Raw genomic sequence first — 19,699 nt, 5'->3', positions numbered from 1 at the left:
GAGGAGCTATGGAAGAGTCAAAATTTTGTAGTGAGTCACTAGTAGTGAAAACAAGTATTGTTTTTCCAACAGATACCAATACTTATGGAACTTTATTTGGTGGCAAATTAATGGCCTATATTGATGATACAGCTGCTATCTCAGCGATGCGTCATGCAAGACGAGGGATTGTTACTGCTTCGACTGATTCAGTTGATTTTTTGTATCCTATTCATGAGGGAAATGCTGTGTGTCTAGAAGCTTTTGTTACCTATACTGGAACTTCCTCCATGGAGGTATTTGTAAAAGTAACGGCAGAAGATCTAATTTCTGGAGAGCGCCATTTATGCGCACTTAGCTTTCTAACGATGGTTGCCATCGATGAAAATGGAAAGCCGACAAAAGTTCCCAAAGTTATCCCACAAACAGAAGAGGAAAAGAGCCTTTACGAATCAGCGAAGGAACGAGCGGAAGCACGAAAAAAACGGAAGAAAGAAACAGAAGAACTTGCAAAGAAATATAGAAGTTTTTGATGATGGGCAAGGGAATGCCATGTCATTCTCTTGCTTATCCTAGTAATGCATAAAATCATACTAAAGCTAATAAGTTTGTCGAAAGAAAGTCTGGGAGAAAGAGAATATTTTCATTATTGATAAAAATCGATTTTACATGCTGTCGAAATACCAAATTATTTTCCAGGAAATGATGACATTCTCCAAAATATTGTCTAATAACACTGTCTGATTTTGCAGGGGGATAGTGTTTAATTTCGTTATCCATAATTATTTTATACTATGGGACAGGTGCTAGGAGGTAAAAGTGAAAATATTTTCTCTTTCCTATTTTGTTGTTACAAGAAAGATTGACTTGAATATGGAAATAATCGAAGAAGAAAAAAGTCTTGTTTTATGGAGTGATAGAGTTACTAGCGACGAGCAGACATTTCATTTACACACCATCCATGACATTTCCTTTAAGCCCTCGAGTAATCAATATAAAATGCTATATTTACATACAAATCGTGGAGTGTACTCTTTTGTAATAAAAGATAATCCAGAAGAAATGATTCGATTAATTAGAAGACAAATAGCGGATTATTTATAGGCATACATCTAAAAAAGGTTTGAGCAAGGAGGTTTTTGACCTCTTTACTCAAACCTTTTTAATCTCTTTCGGACAGAATTCCGAAAATACGTAAGATACTTATAAATAAATTTAGGAAATCGAGATATAAATTTAAAGCCATTAAAGGAACTTGATCTGCTGTTATACCATAATGTTTCATTCGATTAAAATCATACAACACATAGCCGCTAAATATTAGGACACCAATGAAGGAATATGCGAGCATGCCACCTGTTGCTAATGGCCAAAAGATATTGAAAATCCCGATAGCAATTAAAGCGATTAGGGAAGCGAGTAACATTCCTCTTAAGAAAGAGAAGTCGCGCTTCGTTTTTGTTGCATATATAGCAACCCCAGCAAACACAATTGTCGTAGTACCCAATGCATTAATGACGACATTTCCGCCAACTGTGGATACATAATAAGAGACGATTGGAAAGGTGGTAATCCCCGAAATAAACGTAAAGGTAAATAAGAAACCATAAGATAATGATTTTCCTCTTCTTGCGAAGATGGCGATTAATAAAAGAACAACTTCTAAAATTGACAACGGTAAAAATAAATAGGATGGAACAAAATTACCAATCATTGTTCCAATGAATGCTATTCCTAGAGAAAGAGCAAAAGTTCTTAAAACAGAGGGCATATATTCATTACTTGGGCTATATGCATACATTTTTCTTCACTCCTGTATTGTGTTTAATTTATATAGTAATACGAACAACGCGCAAAAAAGTTTCAATTTAAGCCATTTTTATCGCGAACAACATCTGCTTTCAGTAAATCACGGATTTCTTTTAATAGCTCTTCTTTAGTATCAACGGTTACTGCTTCTTCTTGTACCTCTTCCTTTTTCTTAAAGCGGTTTAAGAAGCGGATTACTAAAAAGATAGAGAAAGAAATAATGAAAAAGTCAACAATTCTTTGTATAAAGTTTCCATAATTTATACTTGAATAAGACCATGTTGAGAAATCTACGCCGATAACAAAGTGGGCGAACAGCGGCATGATCAAATCCTCTACTAGTGAACTGACAATTTTGCTGAATGCCGTACCAATAATCACCCCTACTGCTAAATCTATTACGTTACCTTTTATTGCGAATGCTTTAAAGTCTTTCCACATGCGATCCTCCTAATATATGTACATCTTATTTTGTTTTTTAAAATATTATTATTCTGACATGAAAAATTATTATTATCAAGTCAATGAGAACACAATTTAGTAAAAATAGGACATGGCAGAAATCGAATATGTCCTATGAATTATTTAATAAATCACCTTAAAGCTCGAAAATAGTTCTTCTGGCTCACTTTCCTTTATTTCTATATGGTCCACTCTGGCAAAGCGATTTCCCTTTTTTACTTTTTCCATAAAAGCTCGCAGCGTTTCAGAAGAAGCTACAGCCATACATTCCACTGTTCCATCTGCTTTATTGCGAACCCAGCCGGTTACCTGATTTTCCATAGCAATCATTTGGACAAAGTATCGAAAACCTACGCCCTGAACCCTTCCTTTGATTATAAGATGTAGTTGTTTCATTTCGTCCCTCCTAATTTTAAAAATCTTTTATCTCCTTTTTAACGGGCGGTGAACTCAACAAGGAAAAAAGCATCCGAAAAGACCGAGTAAGGTGCTTATATCAGCAAGGGTGAAGAAAATCCGCACAGATTGGAGCTTTCTTTATTTTAATATATAGCAAGCTTTCTTATTAATCATCTCATATTTATTTATATTGACGCAAGTTAGGTCCTTGGATATGGGGAATGGGAGAGCGGATAGTCTATATGATGTGTGTGAAAGGTCTCGGAGAAGGGGGGAGTAGGAGCTGGAAAAAGCTAGATTTGTAGATTGGGGAGCAATTTGGTACTATTAATAAGTATATATGAAGCTCTATAAAAAAATTAGTATCTTTAGTGAGCTTTCAATAATATAACTTATGGTAGTTATGCTTGATTTTAAACAACTAGAACATGACTATCCATAAAGTGAATATCTAACTCCTCCTAAAGGAGTATAGATATGTTTGGAAAATAGGAGAAAGATAATGAAAAGAAATAAATATATCTGGCTGTTATTGGTCGTAGTCATTATAATTGCAGGGATTTTAATCACTTCTATGGTTAATTCCTATCTAACAGAGAAACATAAAAATGAGCTGGATCAAAAACATATGGTGATTAAGAAAGATTTACAATGGACGAAAGATAATGCTTATTTTGAAATAGATATGAACGTGAAAGAGAAAGAGTATGAATTATATATTATAGGAGAAGGAGAAAGGAAATATCAGCAAGTAGAAGCTACGGATCTAGGGGAAAAAGATGATACGATTGTGACTGGAGATTTTGCCTTTTACTTATGGACGAAAGAATACGGAAAGGAAGCAGTGAAACAAGATCTAGAATTACCCAATCCTATGACCTTCAATTTGTCGCAAAAAAATATAGCGACATTTCTTGTTAACCAGCAAAATATTGCTGCTGTTTACCAAGGAGAAGAAGCAAATGAGGTAATGGCCTATTTCTATACCATTCATGATGGAAAATTAGTTACCCTGACTGATTATGGAATGCGTATCTTTAGTAAAAATATCAAAAACATTCAACAAAATTATATACAGACCTTAAGGAAAAAAGATACCGACCAAATGGAATTTGATACATGGATGCTTGAACAGAAAAGCGGGAAATTAGTTAAAGTAGATGGAACTTCTATTGAAAATAAGGATATTATAAATAAATGGCTGGATGATACGGAATTTTACTATCCATATAAAAACTTATCTGTTACTTCTAGTTTAAAAAATTTAGCGGAACAAGGAATGTTGATAGGCGCCCAATATCCAATCGGAACAAATATAAAAGAGATAAAGAAAATTAATTCGAATTATACAATCAAGGATTATAATCAGAAATATAGTCAATTGGATTTTCCTGAGGTTACTTATTACTATGATAAGAAAACCGATCTTGTTACTTCTATTTCTATTCCAGGTATTCGTTTAAAAGAATCAGTACAATCGATTCAAGATACAATCGGGAAGCCAGATGATTTTGTTACGAAAGAGGATGGGTCTATAGCTACTTATACAGCAGGAAACTATAAACTAATCATCCAATTGGACTTATCTCAACGAATTAAATCGATTAGATTGGTAAAATAGGAAGATTAACAAAACAGTAAAATAAAGGATGTTCCGTGAAATGTTTCATAACATAAACATTCCATGGAACATCCTTATTGAACTTGGTTACTAAAAATTAAAATGCCCAGTCTCCATTGCGGAATACTGCTTCTACTTTTCCGTCTGTGGTAATACCGTCAATATTCATTTTGTCTGAACCTATCATAAAGTCGACATGTGTAATACTATCGTTTAGACTTTTTTCAGCTAGTTCTTCACTTGACATCTTTTTTCCACCTTCAATACAGAATGCATATGCACTTCCGATTGCTAAGTGATTTGAAGCATTTTCATCAAATAAAGTATTGTAGTAAAGAATATTTGATTGAGAAATAGGTGAACGATGTGGTACTAAAGCTACTTCTCCAAGATAATGAGAACCTTCATCTGTTTCAACTAATTGACGAAGAATTTCTTCCCCTTCTTCTGCCTTCACATCGATAATTCGACCATCTTTAAAGGTTACGGAGAAATTATTAATAATGTTTCCGCCATAGCTTAAAGGCTTTGTGCTTGATACAGTTCCATTTACTCCTTTTTTATGTGGAACAGTGAAGACTTCTTCAGTCGGCATATTTGCCATGAATTCAAAACCTTTTTCATTGATGGATCCTGCACCGCACCATAGATGTCCTTCTGGAAGTTCAATCGTTAAATCTGTACCTGGAGCTGTATAATGAAGCTGTTTGTATGCTTTTTCATTTAAGTAATCCACTTTTGTATGAAGTGTTTTATCATGTTCTTTCCATGCTTGGATTGGATCAGCTTGATCTACTCGAATAGCCTTAAATATAGCATCCCATAGTAACTCAACTCTGCTGTTTTCAGGGGCATCTGGGAAAACAAGATTTGCCCAAGCTTTGGATGGAACAGCAATTACGGTCCAGCTTACTTTGTCGGACTGTACATATTTTCGGAATTGGCTTAAAGCTGTACCAGAAGCTTTTTGGAAGTTACTAATTCGTTCAGAATCAATCCCTTTTAAAAGGTCTGGACTAGAAGATACTACTGACATGAAGGCTGCCCCTTCTTCTGCAAGTGCAATCGTCTCTTTTGCTCTAAATTCAGGATATTCTTTAAATGCTTCATCTGGTGCCAATTCGTATTTAGTACGAGTAACGAAATCATCACTCCAATTGACTACAACATTACTTGCGCCAATTTGGTAAGCTTCTTTTACGACAAGACGAACAAACTCTGCTGATTCAATGGATGTATTAATAACAAGCGTTTGTCCTTTTTGGATATTTACACCGACTTTTACTGCGAGTTCTGCATATTTTTGTAGATTTTCTTGAAATGTACTCATTTTTATTCTCCTTTTCTATAAGCGGTTAGCTCTATGTATAACATGAATCCCAATTTGGAATGGATGCTGCTTCTATTGTAGCTTTTTTAGAAAGAGAAATAAACTGATTGATCATAACATTAGGATAATAATTGATCTTAGCGCGAGGGAAACAAATAATATGCATTTTTGATAGAATAGATATTATTGTTTTTTTATTTATAGGAGGTTTTTATGACTAATCGGTTACAAGCAGTTATCTTTGATTTTGATGGTGTTATAGCAGATACTGTTCCTTTATATTACGAAGCAACAAAAAAAATGGCGTTGGAGATTGGGGTCTCCTTTACTAGAGAAGATAACTTAAGATATCAAGGTGTTCCTCGAAAGGTGCTAATTGACGACTTAGTTGCACAAACAGATAAAGTATTTACGGATAAAGAAAAGGAAATGTTAGGAAATCGCAAGAGTGATTATTATAAAGCTTTAATTGCAGAATTCACAGTAGAAAATATGCTGCCAGGAATGTATGAATTTTTGAAAGAACTTAGGGAAATGGGGATTAAATTTGGGATTGCATCCTCTAGCTCCAATGCACCTTTTTTATTGGAGCGTTTTGGAATAAGAGACTGGTTCGACTGCATAGTAGACCCACATTCTCTGAAAAAAGGAAAACCAGATCCAGAAATATTTTTAACAGCAGCAGATTGCTTAGGGATCGATTATCATGAGTGTGCTGCTATAGAGGATGGACAAGCAGGCTTGAGTGGTATTTTACAAACGCCTATGTTTTCTGTCGGGATAGGACAAGGAGATGTTTTTGCAAAAGCGGATTGGCAGGTTGCTTCCACTAGAGAGCTAAGTGCGAAAACTTTATTAGAAAAGTTTAATAATCGATGAAGAAAAAGAGGGAAACTTATTCATGGAAGCAAAGAGTAGTGTGAACGGCTTGTAATAGTAGCAAATTACATAAAAAATATCATCCGAAATTATCCGGATGATATTGGAGTAATTAATAGCTGGAATGCGAATATAACAGCCTTATAGCTTTTAATGGTCTTTTTTCATCGCGGCTTTTAATAAATCTCCTAGACTATTTCCAAAGCTTTCGTCTTTACTGTATTTCTGAACAAGTTTCCGTTCTTCTCTTTTGTTAATGGTCTTTTTACGGTCTGTAGCTTTTTCCACAACATTGCAGTTTCTGCATTGGAAATAGGTACCGGCCACTCCATTATGGATTTCCATTTTTTTATGGCATTGTGGACAACGCTTGTTCGAAAGTTTAGGATCTTTTCTTTTACTAAAAGAACAATCCATACTGGAGCATACAAGAATTTTTCCGTTTTTTGTATTTTTTTCCTTTAGGAAAGATTCACATTCAGGACATTTGGAGCCAGTGAGATTGTGCATCTTATACGATTTCTCACTTTGTTTTATTTCCCGGACAAATCGTTTTGTCTGCTCTTTAATTTGTTCCATAAATTGATGAGGATTTGCCTTTCCTTTAGCGATATCCTCTAACTCTTGCTCCCATTTTGCCGTTAAATCGGGAGTAGTCAAATCATCATTAACGAGATTGATGAGCTGTTTTCCTTTGGAGGTAGAATGTAATTTCCCATTTTGCCTTTCTAATACCTCAGATGAAAGCAATCTTTCAATAATTTCAGCACGTGTAGCTGGAGTACCCAGTCCGAATTTTTCCATTTTCCCCAGAATATCAGCTTCTGTAAAACGAGATGGGGCTTCCGTAAATTTTTGCTCCAAATTTACAGATTGGACTTTTAATTGTTGCCCCTTTTGAAGCTGTAGACTTTTAGAAGAATCTGTTTTGCGAGAGTCTAATGCTTTAAAACCTAACTCTAATATATTTGTTTCTTGAGCGACAAATGAAGCTCCATTAATGTTTAATGTTGTAGAAATAATTTCGTACTTATATTTTGGGTAAAATAGTGTCAAAAATCTTTTTACGATTAAATCATAAATTTTTACTTCTTCATTATCTAATCGGTTTAAAAATACAGGCTGCTCAGTGGGGATAATGGCATGGTGGTCAGATACCTTATTATTATTAAACACATTATTGGCTTCGACCTTCCCCTTGTTACGTAAGACAGGTTGAACTTCTTCTTTAAATGCTCCAGAAATACTTTCGATGCGATCAATCATCGTATTCTTCATATCTGTCGTTAAATATCGTGAATCCGTTCTTGGATAGGTGACAAGTTTATGTTGCTCGTATAGCTTCTGCAGGACATTTAACGTCTTTTTGGCAGAGAAGCCGAATCGACGGTTTGCGTCTCGCTGGAGCTCTGTTAAATCATAAGGCAATGGCTGTTGTTCTGTTTTTTCTTTTACGGTTAGTGTTTCAACAACTGCTGGTTTTCCTTTAGTATTGGCGACAATTTTTTCTGCCGTTTCTTTTGAAAAGATTCTTCTCTCTTGATTCTTTTCATATTTTGCTTGTAGAGAATCTATTTGTGCAGTGATGGTCCAATATTCTTTTGGAACAAAGGATTGAATTTCCTTTTCTCTCTCTAGAACCATTGATAAAGTGGGGGTTTGAACACGCCCTGCTGACAATGGATCATTGAATTTTGTTGTTAAGGCTCTAGAAACATTTAATCCGATTAGCCAATCTGCTTGTGCTCTACACACAGCGGATTGATATAAGCGATCATAGTCTTTTCCAGGCTTTAGTTGTTTAAAGCCATCCTTTATTGCTCGGTCTGTTTGTGAAGATATCCATAAACGTTTAGTTGGTTTGTTAAATCGGATCTTTTCTAAAATCCAACGAGCAACTAATTCTCCTTCACGCCCTGCATCTGTGGCGATAATGCAATCTTTAATATCTTTTCTTTTTGCTAGCTGTTCAATGGCTTTATATTGATGACTGGTTTGCTTCATCACTTTTAATTCCATTTTTTGTGGAATAATTGGTAAATCATCTAAATTCCAATTTTTAAATTTAGGATCATAATGCTCAGGCATTTTTAATTCAATTAAATGGCCTAAAGCCCAAGTCACTATATATTTATCTGATTCTAAATAATTTTTAGTGGATTTATTGCAACCAAGCACTCTTGCAATTTCTCTAGCAACACTTGGCTTTTCACATAACACAAGAGATTTCATTTAAACACCTTCCAATAGAAATTTTAGCTGTCTTGAATAAAAGAAGTAGATTCTGTTATTCATTTTCAAGTAAGAAAGCCAACCGTACTCTTCTTGATAATCATCGTTTTATTAGTCATACGATACTTTCTAGTATAACATGAGAGAAGAAGGGGAGTGGGAAATAGTGAGCTTTTGCTGAATATAAAGGCGAAGCATATGATGACCTATTTCGAACGTATAAGAAAATAAAGGGGACCACTTTTTGGGGGAAAAGGAGGACGGCGCCCTTTTCGAATGGTCGAGAACGCCGTCTATTGCTTGGATTTATTCTTCTTCTTCGATTCGGTTTTTAAAAGCTTCCTGTGTTACGATAAATTCTTCATCGCCAGGAGCATCCTCTGTATGTGTATGTTTTCTTGTATCCTTTGGAAGCGGACCTGGATGGTGTTTCTTCTTATGATTGAAATGTTCTCCACGTGCCAATAATAACACCCCTTTCTTTTCTATTTTTTATAAAAATCGCTCATCCTATACCGACGAGAAGTGGAAATTGTATAATGGAAATAGATTTATTGAAAACAGGAGGGGATGGATGAATGGATTTTTCGTTTCTTGTTTCAGAAGATAAAATAAAAAAAGCATATAAAGACGGGGAGTTTAACCATCTTCCCGGGTTCGGAAAACCGCTCCCAAAGGATAGCTTAGCATCTGTACCAGAAGAATTGCGAATGGCTTATCGTGTTCTCAAGAATGCTGGATATTCATTAGAAGAAGATAAGATTAGACAAGAATTACTGTCCATGGAAGATTTAATTCGTTCCTGTGAGACAGAAGAAGAAAAATTAGTTTTACAAAGAAAATATAATGAAAAATTATTGCGCTTCCGTAAAATGATGAAAGAACGTACAGCAGGAAGTCATTCTCAACCTTTCTCTGGATATCAGAAAAAGGTTGAGAATAAATTTTTTCCGAAATGATGATAGTAGTTACGGTTTTAATTCAAATATAGGTTTTTCACTTATATTTCAAAAAAAGGTGATGAAAATATCACCTTTTTTTTATTAAAAAGCAGGACTATCGTCATGATTCATGAAGTTTACGAAATTTACATGAAATAAAACTAAAAATTTGAAGAGAAATGTCGAAAAAAAAGGTAAGACAGAGAATCGAAATTTTGGAATAAGATAGGTGAAAATGATGGATAAAACTTCCTTGATAGGAATTATACTTGCTATTATTGCTGTTGGAGTTGGAATGGTATTTAAAGGTGTCAGCCCTGCAGTATTATTGAATCCAGCGGCTATTCTAATTATTTTAGTAGGTACAGTGGCAGCAGTAGTTATTGCCTTTCCTGCTTCAGAAATTAAACGAGTTCCAAAGTTATTCGGCATCTTGTTTAAGGAGCAGAAAGTGCAGGATACGAAAGAGTTAATCCGCTTGTTTTCAGAGTGGGCACAATTAGCTAGAAAAGAAGGACTTCTTGCATTAGAAGCAAAAACAGATGAAATTGAAGATCCATTTTTAAGAAATGGCTTATCTTTGTCTGTAGATGGACAAAGTGCAGAGTATATTAGAGATGTATTAACAGAAGAAATAGAAGCAATGGAAGAGAGACATCGTTCAGGAGCACTAATTTTTACGCAAGCAGGTACTTATGCTCCTACATTGGGAGTACTAGGAGCAGTAATTGGGCTGATTGCTGCATTAGGAAATATGTCTGATGCTGAAGCACTTGGACATGCTATTAGTGCTGCGTTTGTTGCTACTTTAATGGGGATATTTACGGGATACGTTTTATGGCATCCATTTGCAAATAAACTGAAGAGAAAATCACACGTGGAAGCAAGTCAAAAATATTTGATGATAGAAGGGGTTCTTTCTATTCTAGAAGGAGAGGCGCCTAGGGTAATTGAACAGAAGCTTGCATCGTATTTACCTGTTTCAGAAAGAAGACAATTTCTGGAAGAAAGCGAAAGTAGTGTGAATACGAATGAGTAAAAAGAAAAAAAAGAAAGTACATCATGAGGAGCATGTAGACGAATCTTGGCTTGTTCCTTATGCCGATATCCTTACTTTATTGTTGGCTTTATTTATCGTTTTATATGGCATGAGTTCTGTTGACGCAAAAAAATTCTCTGAAATAGCAGAAGCTTTTAATAGAGAATTACAAGGAGGGACAGGTATTTTCGAATATCCTAGTCCTGCACCGTCAATGAATAGTGAAACTACAGATGTTGATTTGGCTGACCAAGAGAAAAAGGAAGACAAAAAGGATAAAAAAAATCTTAGTGAAAAAGAGCTAAAAGAATTACAAGAGCAGCAAGATAAACAAGAATTATTAGAGATTCAACAGAAGGTAAATGCCTATATTGCTAAGAATAAATTAGGGAATAAGCTGGATACGGAACTGACAGATGAAGGTTTGCATGTTTCAATTAGAGATAATGTACTCTTTGCTTCTGGAAGTGCTGAAGTTCGAAATAAGGACAGAAAAGTTGTTTCTGAAATTGCCAATTTACTTGTGATGGATCCACCGCGAAGCATTATTATAAGTGGACATACAGACAATGTTCCAATCAGTAATTCAAGTTATGAGTCCAACTGGGAACTAAGTGTGACAAGAGCACTGAATTTCATGAAATTACTTCTTGAAAACAAGAAATTAGATCCTAAATCATTTAGTGCGAAAGGATACGGCGAGTTTCAGCCTATTGCTAGTAATGATAGTTCTGCAGGAAGAGCAAAAAATAGAAGAGTAGATATTTTAATTGAACCAAGAGTTGCAAAAGAAGACTAACAATGGATAGTCTTCTTTTTTTGATCTAGAAATCTTATTAAAAAAGAAGACTAAATCAACAAATAAATAAAGTTTTCGTAAAAATGAATAAAGTCTTGTTGTTCATCGGACAAAAGTTTATAATAAAGACAAATGTTTTGTTAGAAATAGAGATAACTCATTTCTACTTCTAACCAATGGCAGTTTCACTTTATTTGAGGGGGAGATGGAAGTGAATGATAAAGAGATTTTTATTCTTCAGCTGATTAAAGAAAATCCCTTTGTTACTCAAAATGAAATAGCTGAGAAAATGGGCTTATCCCGTTCTGCGGTAGCAGGCTATATTTCTTCTTTAACAAAAGAAGGGAAACTACTAGGTAGAGCTTATGTATTACCAAAAAAGAAAGAAGTTATTTGTATTGGAGGAGCCAATGTTGATCGTAAAGTTCAAGCAGAGGAGACCATTCAGTACGGTACCTCTAATCCAGCATCTACAAGTCAGTCACCTGGTGGGGTCGCAAGAAATATTGCAGAGAATTTAGGACGATTGGGACTCGAAACTTCTTTATTTACTATTGTGGGAGATGATCATGAAGGGGAATGGCTATTAGAGAATACCAAAAACTATGCAGATATCACTCCATCTCTTTTGTCTAATCTTTATCGTACGGGGACTTATACAGCCTTATTGAAATCTGATGGTGAACTTGCCGTTGCTTTAGCAGATATGTCTATATATGACAGCATTGATAAAGATATAATCGATAAAAAGTGGGGGTATATTGCAACATCAGAATTAGTTATTCTTGACACTAATTTTTCAGCAGAAGTATTGGAGCATATTATCATCAGATGCAGGCAAGAACAAATGGCATTGTGTATTACGCCTGTATCGGCACCAAAAGTACGAAAGCTGCCAGAAGATCTGCATGGAGTTACTTGGTTGATTGCAAACAGAGATGAGGCAGAGGTACTAGCAGGAATAAAAATAAAAGAAGAAGGAGACTTCTTTAAAGCAGCTGAAATAATTCTCGAAAAAGGTGTTGAAAAAGTAGTTATTACACGGGGAGATAAAGGCCTTATCTATTTTACTAAATTGGGGGAAGCTGGTGTGATCCTACCTCCAGAAGCAGAAGTAGTCGATGTAACAGGTGCTGGTGATTCCCTTGTTTCAGGTATAATGTATTCTCATATTAAAGGCCTAAACACGGAAGATGCTTGTAAAATCGGTATTACTTGCTCAAACATAACCCTTCAATCGAATCAAACAGTAAATCCGTTATTAAATAATAAAAAATTACAAGAACTATTTGGAAAATACTTTGCAAAAAGGAGCATATAACATGAAAACAGAATGGCTAGAATTCTCAAAAGAAGTATTAGAAGCAAAGAAAAATAATCTACCGATTGTAGCCTTAGAATCGACTATTATTTCCCATGGAATGCCTTATCCTCAAAATGTGGAAACTGCTAAAGAGGTAGAAGATATTATTCGTAAAAATGGCGCAGTTCCTGCAACCATTGCAATAATAGAAGGGAAAATAAAAATTGGTTTATCAGAAGATGAAATTGAATTTTTAGCTAAAAGCGATAATATTGAGAAAGCAAGCAGACGTGATTTACCATATTTGATCGCTGGTAAAAAGAATGGGGCAACAACTGTAGCTGCTACCATGATTTGCGCAGAACTTGCAGGAATTAAAGTGTTTGTAACTGGCGGAATTGGCGGCGTTCATAGAGAAGCAGAGCATACAATGGATATTTCTGCGGATTTACAAGAACTTGCTAAAACAAGCGTAGCGGTTGTTTGCGCGGGAGCCAAATCAATATTAGATATTGGATTAACGCTAGAATATCTTGAAACATATGGTGTTCCAGTTGTAGGATATGGAACAAAGTCTCTTCCTGCTTTTTATACAAGAACGAGTCCATTTGAAGTGAATTTCTCAGTAGAAGATCCAAAAGAAGCAGCAGATATGATCCAAACAAAATGGGCATTAGGACTAGATGGCGGGGTAGTGATCGCTAATCCAATTCCAGAAAAAGATGCTCTCGATGAAAAATACATTACAGAAATTATTGAAAAGGCACTCCAAGAAGCAAAAGAAAATCATATTACAGGTAAAAAAGTAACTCCATTCTTATTAAGTCGTGTCAAAGAGTTAACAGAAGGAACAAGCCTAGTTGCTAATATTGCATTAGTCAAAAACAATGCAGAGGTGGGCTCAAAAATAGCAGTAGAGTTAAATAAATAAGAAATAAGACTATTCGAAGTAAGAATATCGCTTCCAAATCGGTAGTAGCATTCTCTTTGAATAGTCTTTTTGATGAAAGAATGTTTATTAGAAAAACGAAACAGGAAGAGTACACATAAACTCCAATGGAGGGAGGCCATTCGCTATTGCCATTAATAGAGAAGGCTTCCTTTTTTCTAGTTCTCTTGTCTTTTTTTAAATTTAACATATTCAAGAATGCCAGCAAAATCTTCTTTTGTAATTCCTTCTTCTATTGCCTCCTCTACTAAACTCATCCAGTCCTCATCGATTCCATCAATCACTGTATAATTATTGTCTAGTAGTTCCTCTACATTTGTCTCAAGAGTGTGGGAAAGTTTCGTTAATACTTGAAGAGAGGGGTTCTTTTGAATTCCTCTTTCAATATAGCTTAAATAAGATTTGGAAACACCGGATTTGTCGGAAAGTTCATTAATAGAAAAGCCCTTTTTTATTCTTAATGTCTTTATTTTTTCTCCAACCAACATAACAATATTCTCCTTATCACATAAGAAATGTAATTTCATTATAACGAACGATATTGTGAATATAAAATATGAAAAAGCTAGATAAAAGGAGTTATTGTGAGGAAAAGAATGATAATCGTTCGTTAAAAAGAAAAAACGGTTGATTTTGGAATTTTCAAAAATGATAGTTTTGCACTATACTTATGGAAAAGTTCTTTACTAAGAACATTGTTGTGTTTTATAACATTATAATTTAACTAAAGAGATAATAAATGAACTAAATCAGTAACAATTATTTCAGCATAAGAAACCAAAAAGAAAAAGGAAGAGGGTGGAAAATGTATAGAAAAAACTGTGATATATGCAATAGACCATCGTATAGTAGTAATGAACGAGGCAGGTGGATTTGTCCTATATGCCAAAATGACTTAACGGAATATCCTTTTTTTGATGCGATTACATTTGAACAAATTCATATTAATTATTCTTTTAAAAAAGTGCTAAAAAGCTATCAAACACAATATTATGATAGAAGACAAGATAAGTAGTGCTCCTGACTTAAGAGAAATCTGTAAATAATGCATAAGTATGATTAATTCGATAAGATTCGCTGTAATCAACATTTTTTGTAGAAACAAGGAGAAATATTTTAGTAATTTATCCTAATTTTATGACAAATTACTGCATCATTTCATGAGGAAAAGCGATATAATGAGAAAACAGTAAAGAATACGAGAAAAGGTAAATGTAAAAGGCAAACCAATACGAAAGTTTGGGACGCAAAGTCACGGATCTAATGTCTTAAAACAATGATGGCCGGACTGCCAAAATACAAATGTATTTTTGGGAGGGAAGAATTAAGTGATTAATAGTCAACTTTTTACCGAAGAATTGGATTCAGAATGGATTCAATTAATTAATGAAGCCAAAAATATTGGAATGAATTTGCAAGAAGTAAGAGAATTTTTGCGAAGTGAGAAGGATTACTTAATTCAGGAAAATCCGAAATAAACATTTGTATATAGAAAATGATTGTCTAAAAAATGGACAAAAAAGATATCTCTACATTGAATACTTGACAATAATGGAAAAGTATTCAATGTAGATAACCTCTTTTGAAATGGAAAAAATCTAATAACTTATTTTAGCCATATAAGTGGAAAACGTACTATTTTTTTTGTTCCAGTCTCCATCTGTTAAATTCCAAAAATTCACGGAATTCTTTTTTTGATACCCCGGAATCCATTGCCTCTTTTACAATTTTTAACCATTCAGAATCTAATTCATCCTTATTCTGTTGATCATTGATTAAATGATCGACTGGTATATTGAAAACAGCTGCTATTTTTTCTAAAAACTGAATCGATGGATTGGATTGTAAATTTCTTTCCAAGGAACTTAAATAAGATTTTGCAACTCCTGCTTGTTCAGCTAATTCTGATAAGGACATTCTCTTCTCTAAACGTAGCTGTTTTACACGATCCCCAATCATACGCTCACTCACTTTCACTCTTTACGGTATGTATATTTATCATAGCATTTATAGATAAAAAGTTCCATATAAAGAACGAATTGTTCTATCCATTATGCTTATAAACCATTGATGTGTAAAAGATTTTTCTAAAAGTATGTTCACAATATTGAAATATATCTTATAGTGCTTACCCTTTTCTACATACACTGAAACATTTTTTTATTCATTTTTCAATCCTTTTTAGACAATTTGTCTGAAAAAGAGTAGAATGGTAACGAATAATTTGAAAATGTTGGTGAATTTCATGTTGAATAAATATTATATGATATTCGAGGAATTAGAAGCTGCGATAAGAAATGGAAAGTATCCACCCGATACTATTTTGCCATCTGAAAATGAATTAGCTGAGCAGTATAACACATCTAGAGAAACAATTCGTAAGGCTTTAAATATTTTATCGCAAAAAGGATATATTCAAAAGCTCAGAGGTAAAGGTTCTTTAGTGCTTGATTTAGAAAAACTGCAATTTCCAATCTCCGGGCTAGTTAGCTTTAAGGAATTAGCGGATAAAATGGGACATTCCTCTGTCACAATTATTGAAAGCTTTACGAATAAACAACCATCTTCTTTTTTGCAAAAGGAAATGCAGTTAAACAAGGACGATTCTATCTGGGAAGTTTTTCGTGTAAGAGAAATTAATCAAGAACGTATCATTTTAGATAAGGATTATATTGTCGAAAAATATGTTCCGGGATTAACAGAGGAAATATGTAAAAACTCTATTTTTGATTATATTGAGAAACAGTTAAATTTAAAAATTAGCTTTGCGAAAAAAGAATTTACAGTAGAAGAGCCTACAGAAGAAGACTATAACCTATTAGATTTAGAAGGATTTCATTCGATCGTAGTAGTTAAAAACTACATATATTTTGAAAATGCTACTTTATTTCAATTTACAGAGTCGCGACATCGACCAGATAAATTCCGATTTGTTGATTTTGCAAGAAGAAACGAGGCGTGAAAAAATGGTCCTAGCATGTTTTATTTTCATTCTATGGGGAACGTTACTTATAGAAAATAGAAAAAGGAGATGCTATATATGAGTAAAAAAATTGCTACTTTAATTACTGATATGTTTGAGGACTCTGAGTACACAGAACCGGCTAAGGCTTATAAAGAAGCTGGGCATGAAGTTGTAACAATTGAACTAGAAGCTGGTAAAACAGTGGAAGGAAAACAAAAAGAAGCCTCTGTGACAATTGATAAAGGAATAGATGAGGTTTCCCCTGATGAATTCGATGCATTATTCATTCCAGGTGGATTTTCTCCTGACCAGCTCCGTGTCGATGATCGAGTTGTGGCCTTTACAAAAGCGTTTATGGATGCAAAAAAACCTGTTTTTGCAATTTGTCATGGACCGCAGCTGCTCATTACTGCTAAAGCGCTAGAAGGTAGAAATGCCACTGGCTATAAATCAATCAAAGTGGACATGGAATACGCAGGTGTTACTTTTAAGGATGAAGAGGTTGTGGTATGTGGGGACCAATTGGTAACAAGCAGAACGCCAGAAGATATCCCTGCCTTTAATCGTGAATCATTAAAGCTTTTAAATAAATAAAGAAATATAAATAATGGAAAGAGTCTGTACCTACACAGATTTATGGTAAGGGGAATATAATCTTTTTATCATGAGTTGGAGTAGGTATAGGCTCTTTTTTTGTGTTAATCTTAAGAAGAGATAAATTGTTTTTTTGGCTGCAATCAACTCATAATGTTAAGATAACATACTTAATGAACCGCTAATATAAAAAGAGGAGTAGAAAAAATTCTATTTGTGTTCATTCTTAGCGGTAATTTTAGATAGGAAGAAGGCTTGGACATGATTGTATTAAAATCAAAACGAGAAATAGAACAAATGAAGAAGGCTGGTGAGATTCTAGTTGGTTGTCATAAAATGATTGCCAAGATGATAAAACCAGGGATTACAACATTGGAAATTGATCAAAAGGTGGAAGCTTATTTAGCAGAAATGGGAGCCACTCCTGAACAAAAAGGATATCGTGATTATCCATATGCAACTTGTGCCAGTATAAATGATGAAATTTGTCACGGTTTTCCAAGAAATGAGCCTCTAAAAAAAGGAGATATCGTAACCATTGACATGGTTGTTAATTATAATGGTGCTTTGGCTGACTCTGCCTGGACATATGCAGTTGGAGAAGTATCAGCTGAATTGCAAAAACTGATGGATGTTACAAAAAAAGCCCTCTATATAGGTATTGAACAGGCGAAGGTTGGCAATCGAATCGGGGATATTGGATTCGCTATTCAACAATATGTAGAAGAACAAGGTTTTTCTGTTGTGAGAGATTTTATCGGTCATGGTATTGGCAAAGTAATACATGAAAAACCAGAAGTACCTCATTTTGGTTTAGCAGGCAAAGGGCCTCGTATCAAAGAAGGAATGGTATTTACAATTGAGCCAATGGTTAATGTTGGTGATTATAAAATGAAAATGGATAATAATGGATGGACGGCAAGAACGATAGATGGAAGGCACTCAGCACAATATGAGCATACCATTGCTATCACAAAAGAGGGTCCTGTTATACTTACCGATCAAGATGTTTAATGGTATTCGTTGTCCTATGGCATTAAAAGAACTCAGTGGGCACTCACCCACTGATTATTTTTTCTAAATCAAGTTATTGTTTTCGCAAGTTTCCAAGCTCTTCAGCGAGTGCCTGCATTTCATTTGGACTAAAGGAGTCTCGTTTCATCACATGCTCATAAATTTCTTTAATGTCATCATATAGATCTTCATCAAAATGGGTGGATTTAATGGCACCTATGTTCAATACTTTTAATTTTTCTTTTATTTTTTCAATCATGAAATTCACATTTTCTGTTGTTTTATTATCTAAATTCATACCTTTCCCCTTTCCTGGACAATAAAGTTGTTCTATTCATCTTTTCATGCAAACATAGAAATGTCAATATAGAGATGTATCATTAAATAAAGTGCTTTTTGCGAACTGGTAAGTAAAAAAAGTATGTAAATAGAAAAATGGAGGAAAATAAAAATGAAAATACGTGTTTTATTTATTTGCTTAGGAAATATTTGCCGTTCTCCTATGGCGGAGGCAGTATTCCGTGACTTAGTCGAAAAGGAAGGATTGCAAGAAAGTATTATTTGTGATTCGGCTGGAACCGGCGGATGGCATACTGGTAATCCGCCTCACCAGGGAACAAGAGATATTCTTAAAGTGAATAAAATCAAGGATGCAGGTATTTTTGCCCGTCAATTGGCGGATAAGGATTTAGAAGAATTTGATTATCTAATTGCAATGGATAACAGTAATATAGCAAATATTAAAAAGCTTAATGAAATGTTAGACGGCACAAAAGTCCGTTTGTTAATGGATTATACAGACCACGCTGCGGGAAAAGAAGTACCAGACCCATATTATACCGGCAATTTTGAAGAGGTGTTTGCCTTAGTGAAGGATGGCTGTGAAGGTCTGTTACGAGAGATTAAGCAAAAATATTCCTTATAAGCAATAATAGCCATCCTTCAAGCTTGTTTTACAAAATTGGGGCTGTAATAGCCAAATAATTTGGAGAGGTGGCAGGGATGATGAAAATAAGTATGACAAAAGGTCTTTTTATCGGCAGTCTTATTGGAACAGCTATTAGCTTATTGGACAGACATACAAGACAACATGCGGTAACAACTTTACAGCATGCGAAAGATACTGTAACAGATTTGGATCAAATGACATCTAGCTTGAATCTAACTTCCGAAAAAATAAAGAATTCAGCCCTGAAAATTTCGGACGATGCTGCATTTGTTAAAAAACAGTTAGAAGAACTGAAAGGAATAACACCAGTCGTTGCTGGTATTATCCGAGATACAAAGGAAGCTTTCTCAAGCGGGAATACGAGAAATCAGGAAAAAACGCTTGTTTCCAGCATACAATATTTACCTAAGCCAGAATAGCCAGTAAGAATGGTTT

General features: G+C 34.5%; 25 protein-coding genes and 1 riboswitch. Of the genes, 16 read left to right on the top strand and 9 right to left on the bottom strand.

What is annotated here, in order from left to right; genetic code table 11:
- Nucleotides 1-8: 8 nt before the first annotated feature.
- Nucleotides 9-512, top strand: a complete 504-nt coding sequence (locus NSS71_RS21625) for an acyl-CoA thioesterase (RefSeq protein ID WP_047941825.1) — start codon at nt 9-11, stop codon at nt 510-512.
- 286 nt (nt 513-798) lie between these two features.
- Complete coding sequence (locus NSS71_RS21620; protein ID WP_047941741.1) at nt 799-1,083, top strand: hypothetical protein; 285 nt, start codon at nt 799-801, stop codon at nt 1,081-1,083.
- 58 nt (nt 1,084-1,141) lie between these two features.
- Here NSS71_RS21620 and NSS71_RS21615 read toward each other — a convergent pair whose 3' ends face one another.
- The 3 genes from NSS71_RS21615 to NSS71_RS21605 all read right to left on the bottom strand — a co-directional run bounded on the left by NSS71_RS21615 (nt 1,142) and on the right by NSS71_RS21605 (nt 2,646).
- Nucleotides 1,142-1,780, bottom strand: coding sequence for a Bax inhibitor-1/YccA family protein (locus NSS71_RS21615; protein ID WP_047941740.1), 639 nt, complete (start codon nt 1,778-1,780; stop codon nt 1,142-1,144).
- 62 nt (nt 1,781-1,842) lie between these two features.
- Nucleotides 1,843-2,229, bottom strand: coding sequence for a large conductance mechanosensitive channel protein MscL (mscL, locus tag NSS71_RS21610; protein WP_061799912.1), 387 nt, complete (start codon nt 2,227-2,229; stop codon nt 1,843-1,845).
- 144 nt (nt 2,230-2,373) lie between these two features.
- Nucleotides 2,374-2,646 carry an acylphosphatase gene (locus NSS71_RS21605; RefSeq protein WP_061799910.1) on the bottom strand — a complete coding sequence of 91 codons (273 nt, stop codon included), beginning with the start codon at nt 2,644-2,646 and terminating at the stop codon, nt 2,374-2,376.
- 505 nt (nt 2,647-3,151) lie between these two features.
- Here NSS71_RS21605 and NSS71_RS21600 point away from each other — a divergent pair.
- Nucleotides 3,152-4,270: a DUF4309 domain-containing protein gene (locus NSS71_RS21600; protein WP_047941737.1), complete on the top strand. Its 1,119-nt coding sequence runs from the start codon at nt 3,152-3,154 to the stop codon at nt 4,268-4,270.
- 97 nt (nt 4,271-4,367) lie between these two features.
- On the opposite strand, the gene NSS71_RS21595 is transcribed toward NSS71_RS21600, so the two are convergent.
- The gene (locus tag NSS71_RS21595) at nt 4,368-5,600 is read right to left on the bottom strand and encodes an aminopeptidase (protein ID WP_341152030.1); all 1,233 of its coding nucleotides are present in this window, start codon (nt 5,598-5,600) and stop codon (nt 4,368-4,370) included.
- Nucleotides 5,601-5,813: 213 nt separating this feature from the next.
- Here NSS71_RS21595 and pgmB point away from each other — a divergent pair, with 213 nt between their 5' ends.
- Nucleotides 5,814-6,479: a beta-phosphoglucomutase gene (gene pgmB / locus NSS71_RS21590; protein ID WP_047941735.1), complete on the top strand. Its 666-nt coding sequence runs from the start codon at nt 5,814-5,816 to the stop codon at nt 6,477-6,479.
- Between the two features lie 150 nt (nt 6,480-6,629).
- Here pgmB and NSS71_RS21585 read toward each other — a convergent pair whose 3' ends face one another.
- Both NSS71_RS21585 and NSS71_RS21580 read right to left on the bottom strand, forming a co-directional pair.
- Nucleotides 6,630-8,711, bottom strand: coding sequence for a DNA topoisomerase III (locus NSS71_RS21585; protein ID WP_341152029.1), 2,082 nt, complete (start codon nt 8,709-8,711; stop codon nt 6,630-6,632).
- A 306-nt stretch (nt 8,712-9,017) separates the two neighbouring features.
- Nucleotides 9,018-9,176 carry a hypothetical protein gene (locus NSS71_RS21580; RefSeq protein WP_162837578.1) on the bottom strand — a complete coding sequence of 53 codons (159 nt, stop codon included), beginning with the start codon at nt 9,174-9,176 and terminating at the stop codon, nt 9,018-9,020.
- Between the two features lie 113 nt (nt 9,177-9,289).
- Between NSS71_RS21580 and NSS71_RS21575 the strand changes: the two genes are divergently transcribed.
- The 5 genes from NSS71_RS21575 (at nt 9,290) to NSS71_RS21555 (ending at nt 13,724) form a co-directional block, all read left to right on the top strand.
- Nucleotides 9,290-9,670, top strand: coding sequence for a DnaJ family domain-containing protein (locus tag NSS71_RS21575; protein WP_047941733.1), 381 nt, complete (start codon nt 9,290-9,292; stop codon nt 9,668-9,670).
- A 220-nt stretch (nt 9,671-9,890) separates the two neighbouring features.
- Nucleotides 9,891-10,691: a flagellar motor stator protein MotA gene (motA, locus tag NSS71_RS21570; protein ID WP_047941732.1), complete on the top strand. Its 801-nt coding sequence runs from the start codon at nt 9,891-9,893 to the stop codon at nt 10,689-10,691.
- Nucleotides 10,684-11,490, top strand: a complete 807-nt coding sequence (gene motB, locus NSS71_RS21565; RefSeq protein ID WP_095259152.1) for a flagellar motor protein MotB — start codon at nt 10,684-10,686, stop codon at nt 11,488-11,490. Before motA ends, motB begins: the two co-directional genes overlap by 8 nt.
- A 205-nt stretch (nt 11,491-11,695) precedes the next feature.
- Entirely contained in the window at nt 11,696-12,811 is a 1,116-nt protein-coding gene (locus NSS71_RS21560; RefSeq protein WP_047941730.1) for a carbohydrate kinase, read from the top strand.
- A 1-nt stretch (nt 12,812) separates the two neighbouring features.
- Nucleotides 12,813-13,724, top strand: a complete 912-nt coding sequence (locus tag NSS71_RS21555; RefSeq protein WP_047941729.1) for a pseudouridine-5'-phosphate glycosidase — start codon at nt 12,813-12,815, stop codon at nt 13,722-13,724.
- A gap of 176 nt (nt 13,725-13,900) precedes the next feature.
- Here NSS71_RS21555 and NSS71_RS21550 read toward each other — a convergent pair whose 3' ends face one another.
- The gene (locus NSS71_RS21550; RefSeq protein WP_251687955.1) at nt 13,901-14,230 is read right to left on the bottom strand and encodes a helix-turn-helix domain-containing protein; all 330 of its coding nucleotides are present in this window, start codon (nt 14,228-14,230) and stop codon (nt 13,901-13,903) included.
- A gap of 317 nt (nt 14,231-14,547) precedes the next feature.
- Here NSS71_RS21550 and NSS71_RS21545 point away from each other — a divergent pair, with 317 nt between their 5' ends.
- Together NSS71_RS21545 and NSS71_RS21540 are read left to right on the top strand one after the other, a co-directional pair.
- Nucleotides 14,548-14,757, top strand: coding sequence for a hypothetical protein (locus NSS71_RS21545; protein WP_341152028.1), 210 nt, complete (start codon nt 14,548-14,550; stop codon nt 14,755-14,757).
- A 195-nt stretch (nt 14,758-14,952) separates the two neighbouring features.
- Nucleotides 14,953-15,038, top strand: a riboswitch (cyclic di-GMP riboswitch).
- A gap of 32 nt (nt 15,039-15,070) precedes the next feature.
- Nucleotides 15,071-15,220 carry an anti-repressor SinI family protein gene (locus tag NSS71_RS21540; RefSeq protein ID WP_082138297.1) on the top strand — a complete coding sequence of 50 codons (150 nt, stop codon included), beginning with the start codon at nt 15,071-15,073 and terminating at the stop codon, nt 15,218-15,220.
- Between the two features lie 157 nt (nt 15,221-15,377).
- On the opposite strand, the gene NSS71_RS21535 is transcribed toward NSS71_RS21540, so the two are convergent.
- Nucleotides 15,378-15,701, bottom strand: a complete 324-nt coding sequence (locus NSS71_RS21535; RefSeq protein WP_047941727.1) for a helix-turn-helix domain-containing protein — start codon at nt 15,699-15,701, stop codon at nt 15,378-15,380.
- Between the two features lie 286 nt (nt 15,702-15,987).
- Here NSS71_RS21535 and treR point away from each other — a divergent pair, with 286 nt between their 5' ends.
- The 3 genes from treR (at nt 15,988) to map (ending at nt 18,315) form a co-directional block, all read left to right on the top strand.
- Nucleotides 15,988-16,704 (top strand): trehalose operon repressor, encoded by a 717-nt coding sequence (gene treR, locus NSS71_RS21530; RefSeq protein ID WP_172867590.1) that lies wholly within the window; start codon nt 15,988-15,990, stop codon nt 16,702-16,704.
- Between the two features lie 78 nt (nt 16,705-16,782).
- Nucleotides 16,783-17,301 (top strand): type 1 glutamine amidotransferase domain-containing protein, encoded by a 519-nt coding sequence (locus NSS71_RS21525; RefSeq protein WP_061799892.1) that lies wholly within the window; start codon nt 16,783-16,785, stop codon nt 17,299-17,301.
- Nucleotides 17,302-17,562: 261 nt separating this feature from the next.
- Nucleotides 17,563-18,315: a type I methionyl aminopeptidase gene (gene map, locus NSS71_RS21520; protein WP_061799891.1), complete on the top strand. Its 753-nt coding sequence runs from the start codon at nt 17,563-17,565 to the stop codon at nt 18,313-18,315.
- A 73-nt stretch (nt 18,316-18,388) separates the two neighbouring features.
- Here the strand turns inward: map and NSS71_RS21515 are convergent, their stop codons facing one another.
- A complete protein-coding gene (locus tag NSS71_RS21515; protein ID WP_061799888.1) occupies nt 18,389-18,613 on the bottom strand; it encodes a DUF1128 domain-containing protein in 225 nt (74 codons plus the stop codon).
- 153 nt (nt 18,614-18,766) lie between these two features.
- Here NSS71_RS21515 and NSS71_RS21510 point away from each other — a divergent pair, with 153 nt between their 5' ends.
- Both NSS71_RS21510 and NSS71_RS21505 read left to right on the top strand, forming a co-directional pair.
- Entirely contained in the window at nt 18,767-19,240 is a 474-nt protein-coding gene (locus NSS71_RS21510; protein WP_061799886.1) for a low molecular weight protein-tyrosine-phosphatase, read from the top strand.
- Between the two features lie 77 nt (nt 19,241-19,317).
- A complete protein-coding gene (locus NSS71_RS21505; RefSeq protein WP_141231691.1) occupies nt 19,318-19,683 on the top strand; it encodes a YtxH domain-containing protein in 366 nt (121 codons plus the stop codon).
- Nucleotides 19,684-19,699: the final 16 nt, after the last annotated feature.

Source organism: Niallia sp. FSL W8-0951, from assembly GCF_038006525.1.
GTDB classification, from domain to species: Bacteria; Bacillota; Bacilli; order Bacillales; family Cytobacillaceae; genus Niallia; species Niallia circulans.
This window is presented reverse-complemented; position numbering and strand designations above follow the sequence as displayed.

What these genes read in the sequence shown, in the direction of transcription:
- NSS71_RS21560 (WP_047941730.1), top strand. Translation starts at nt 11,696, where the DNA reads ATGGAAGTGAATGATAAAGAGATTTTTATTCTTCAGCTGATTAAAGAA.
- treR (WP_172867590.1), top strand. Translation starts at nt 15,988, where the DNA reads ATGTTGAATAAATATTATATGATATTCGAGGAATTAGAAGCTGCGATA.
- NSS71_RS21550 (WP_251687955.1), bottom strand. Translation starts at nt 14,230, where the DNA reads ATGTTGGTTGGAGAAAAAATAAAGACATTAAGAATAAAAAAGGGCTTT.
- NSS71_RS21605 (WP_061799910.1), bottom strand. Translation starts at nt 2,646, where the DNA reads ATGAAACAACTACATCTTATAATCAAAGGAAGGGTTCAGGGCGTAGGT.
- mscL (WP_061799912.1), bottom strand. Translation starts at nt 2,229, where the DNA reads ATGTGGAAAGACTTTAAAGCATTCGCAATAAAAGGTAACGTAATAGAT.
- NSS71_RS21615 (WP_047941740.1), bottom strand. Translation starts at nt 1,780, where the DNA reads ATGTATGCATATAGCCCAAGTAATGAATATATGCCCTCTGTTTTAAGA.
- map (WP_061799891.1), top strand. Translation starts at nt 17,563, where the DNA reads ATGATTGTATTAAAATCAAAACGAGAAATAGAACAAATGAAGAAGGCT.
- NSS71_RS21595 (WP_341152030.1), bottom strand. Translation starts at nt 5,600, where the DNA reads ATGAGTACATTTCAAGAAAATCTACAAAAATATGCAGAACTCGCAGTA.
- NSS71_RS21575 (WP_047941733.1), top strand. Translation starts at nt 9,290, where the DNA reads ATGGATTTTTCGTTTCTTGTTTCAGAAGATAAAATAAAAAAAGCATAT.
- NSS71_RS21625 (WP_047941825.1), top strand. Translation starts at nt 9, where the DNA reads ATGGAAGAGTCAAAATTTTGTAGTGAGTCACTAGTAGTGAAAACAAGT.
- NSS71_RS21535 (WP_047941727.1), bottom strand. Translation starts at nt 15,701, where the DNA reads ATGATTGGGGATCGTGTAAAACAGCTACGTTTAGAGAAGAGAATGTCC.
- NSS71_RS21545 (WP_341152028.1), top strand. Translation starts at nt 14,548, where the DNA reads ATGTATAGAAAAAACTGTGATATATGCAATAGACCATCGTATAGTAGT.
- NSS71_RS21525 (WP_061799892.1), top strand. Translation starts at nt 16,783, where the DNA reads ATGAGTAAAAAAATTGCTACTTTAATTACTGATATGTTTGAGGACTCT.
- NSS71_RS21515 (WP_061799888.1), bottom strand. Translation starts at nt 18,613, where the DNA reads ATGAATTTAGATAATAAAACAACAGAAAATGTGAATTTCATGATTGAA.
- motB (WP_095259152.1), top strand. Translation starts at nt 10,684, where the DNA reads ATGAGTAAAAAGAAAAAAAAGAAAGTACATCATGAGGAGCATGTAGAC.
- NSS71_RS21600 (WP_047941737.1), top strand. Translation starts at nt 3,152, where the DNA reads ATGAAAAGAAATAAATATATCTGGCTGTTATTGGTCGTAGTCATTATA.
- NSS71_RS21555 (WP_047941729.1), top strand. Translation starts at nt 12,813, where the DNA reads ATGAAAACAGAATGGCTAGAATTCTCAAAAGAAGTATTAGAAGCAAAG.
- pgmB (WP_047941735.1), top strand. Translation starts at nt 5,814, where the DNA reads ATGACTAATCGGTTACAAGCAGTTATCTTTGATTTTGATGGTGTTATA.
- NSS71_RS21505 (WP_141231691.1), top strand. Translation starts at nt 19,318, where the DNA reads ATGATGAAAATAAGTATGACAAAAGGTCTTTTTATCGGCAGTCTTATT.
- NSS71_RS21510 (WP_061799886.1), top strand. Translation starts at nt 18,767, where the DNA reads ATGAAAATACGTGTTTTATTTATTTGCTTAGGAAATATTTGCCGTTCT.
- motA (WP_047941732.1), top strand. Translation starts at nt 9,891, where the DNA reads ATGGATAAAACTTCCTTGATAGGAATTATACTTGCTATTATTGCTGTT.
- NSS71_RS21585 (WP_341152029.1), bottom strand. Translation starts at nt 8,711, where the DNA reads ATGAAATCTCTTGTGTTATGTGAAAAGCCAAGTGTTGCTAGAGAAATT.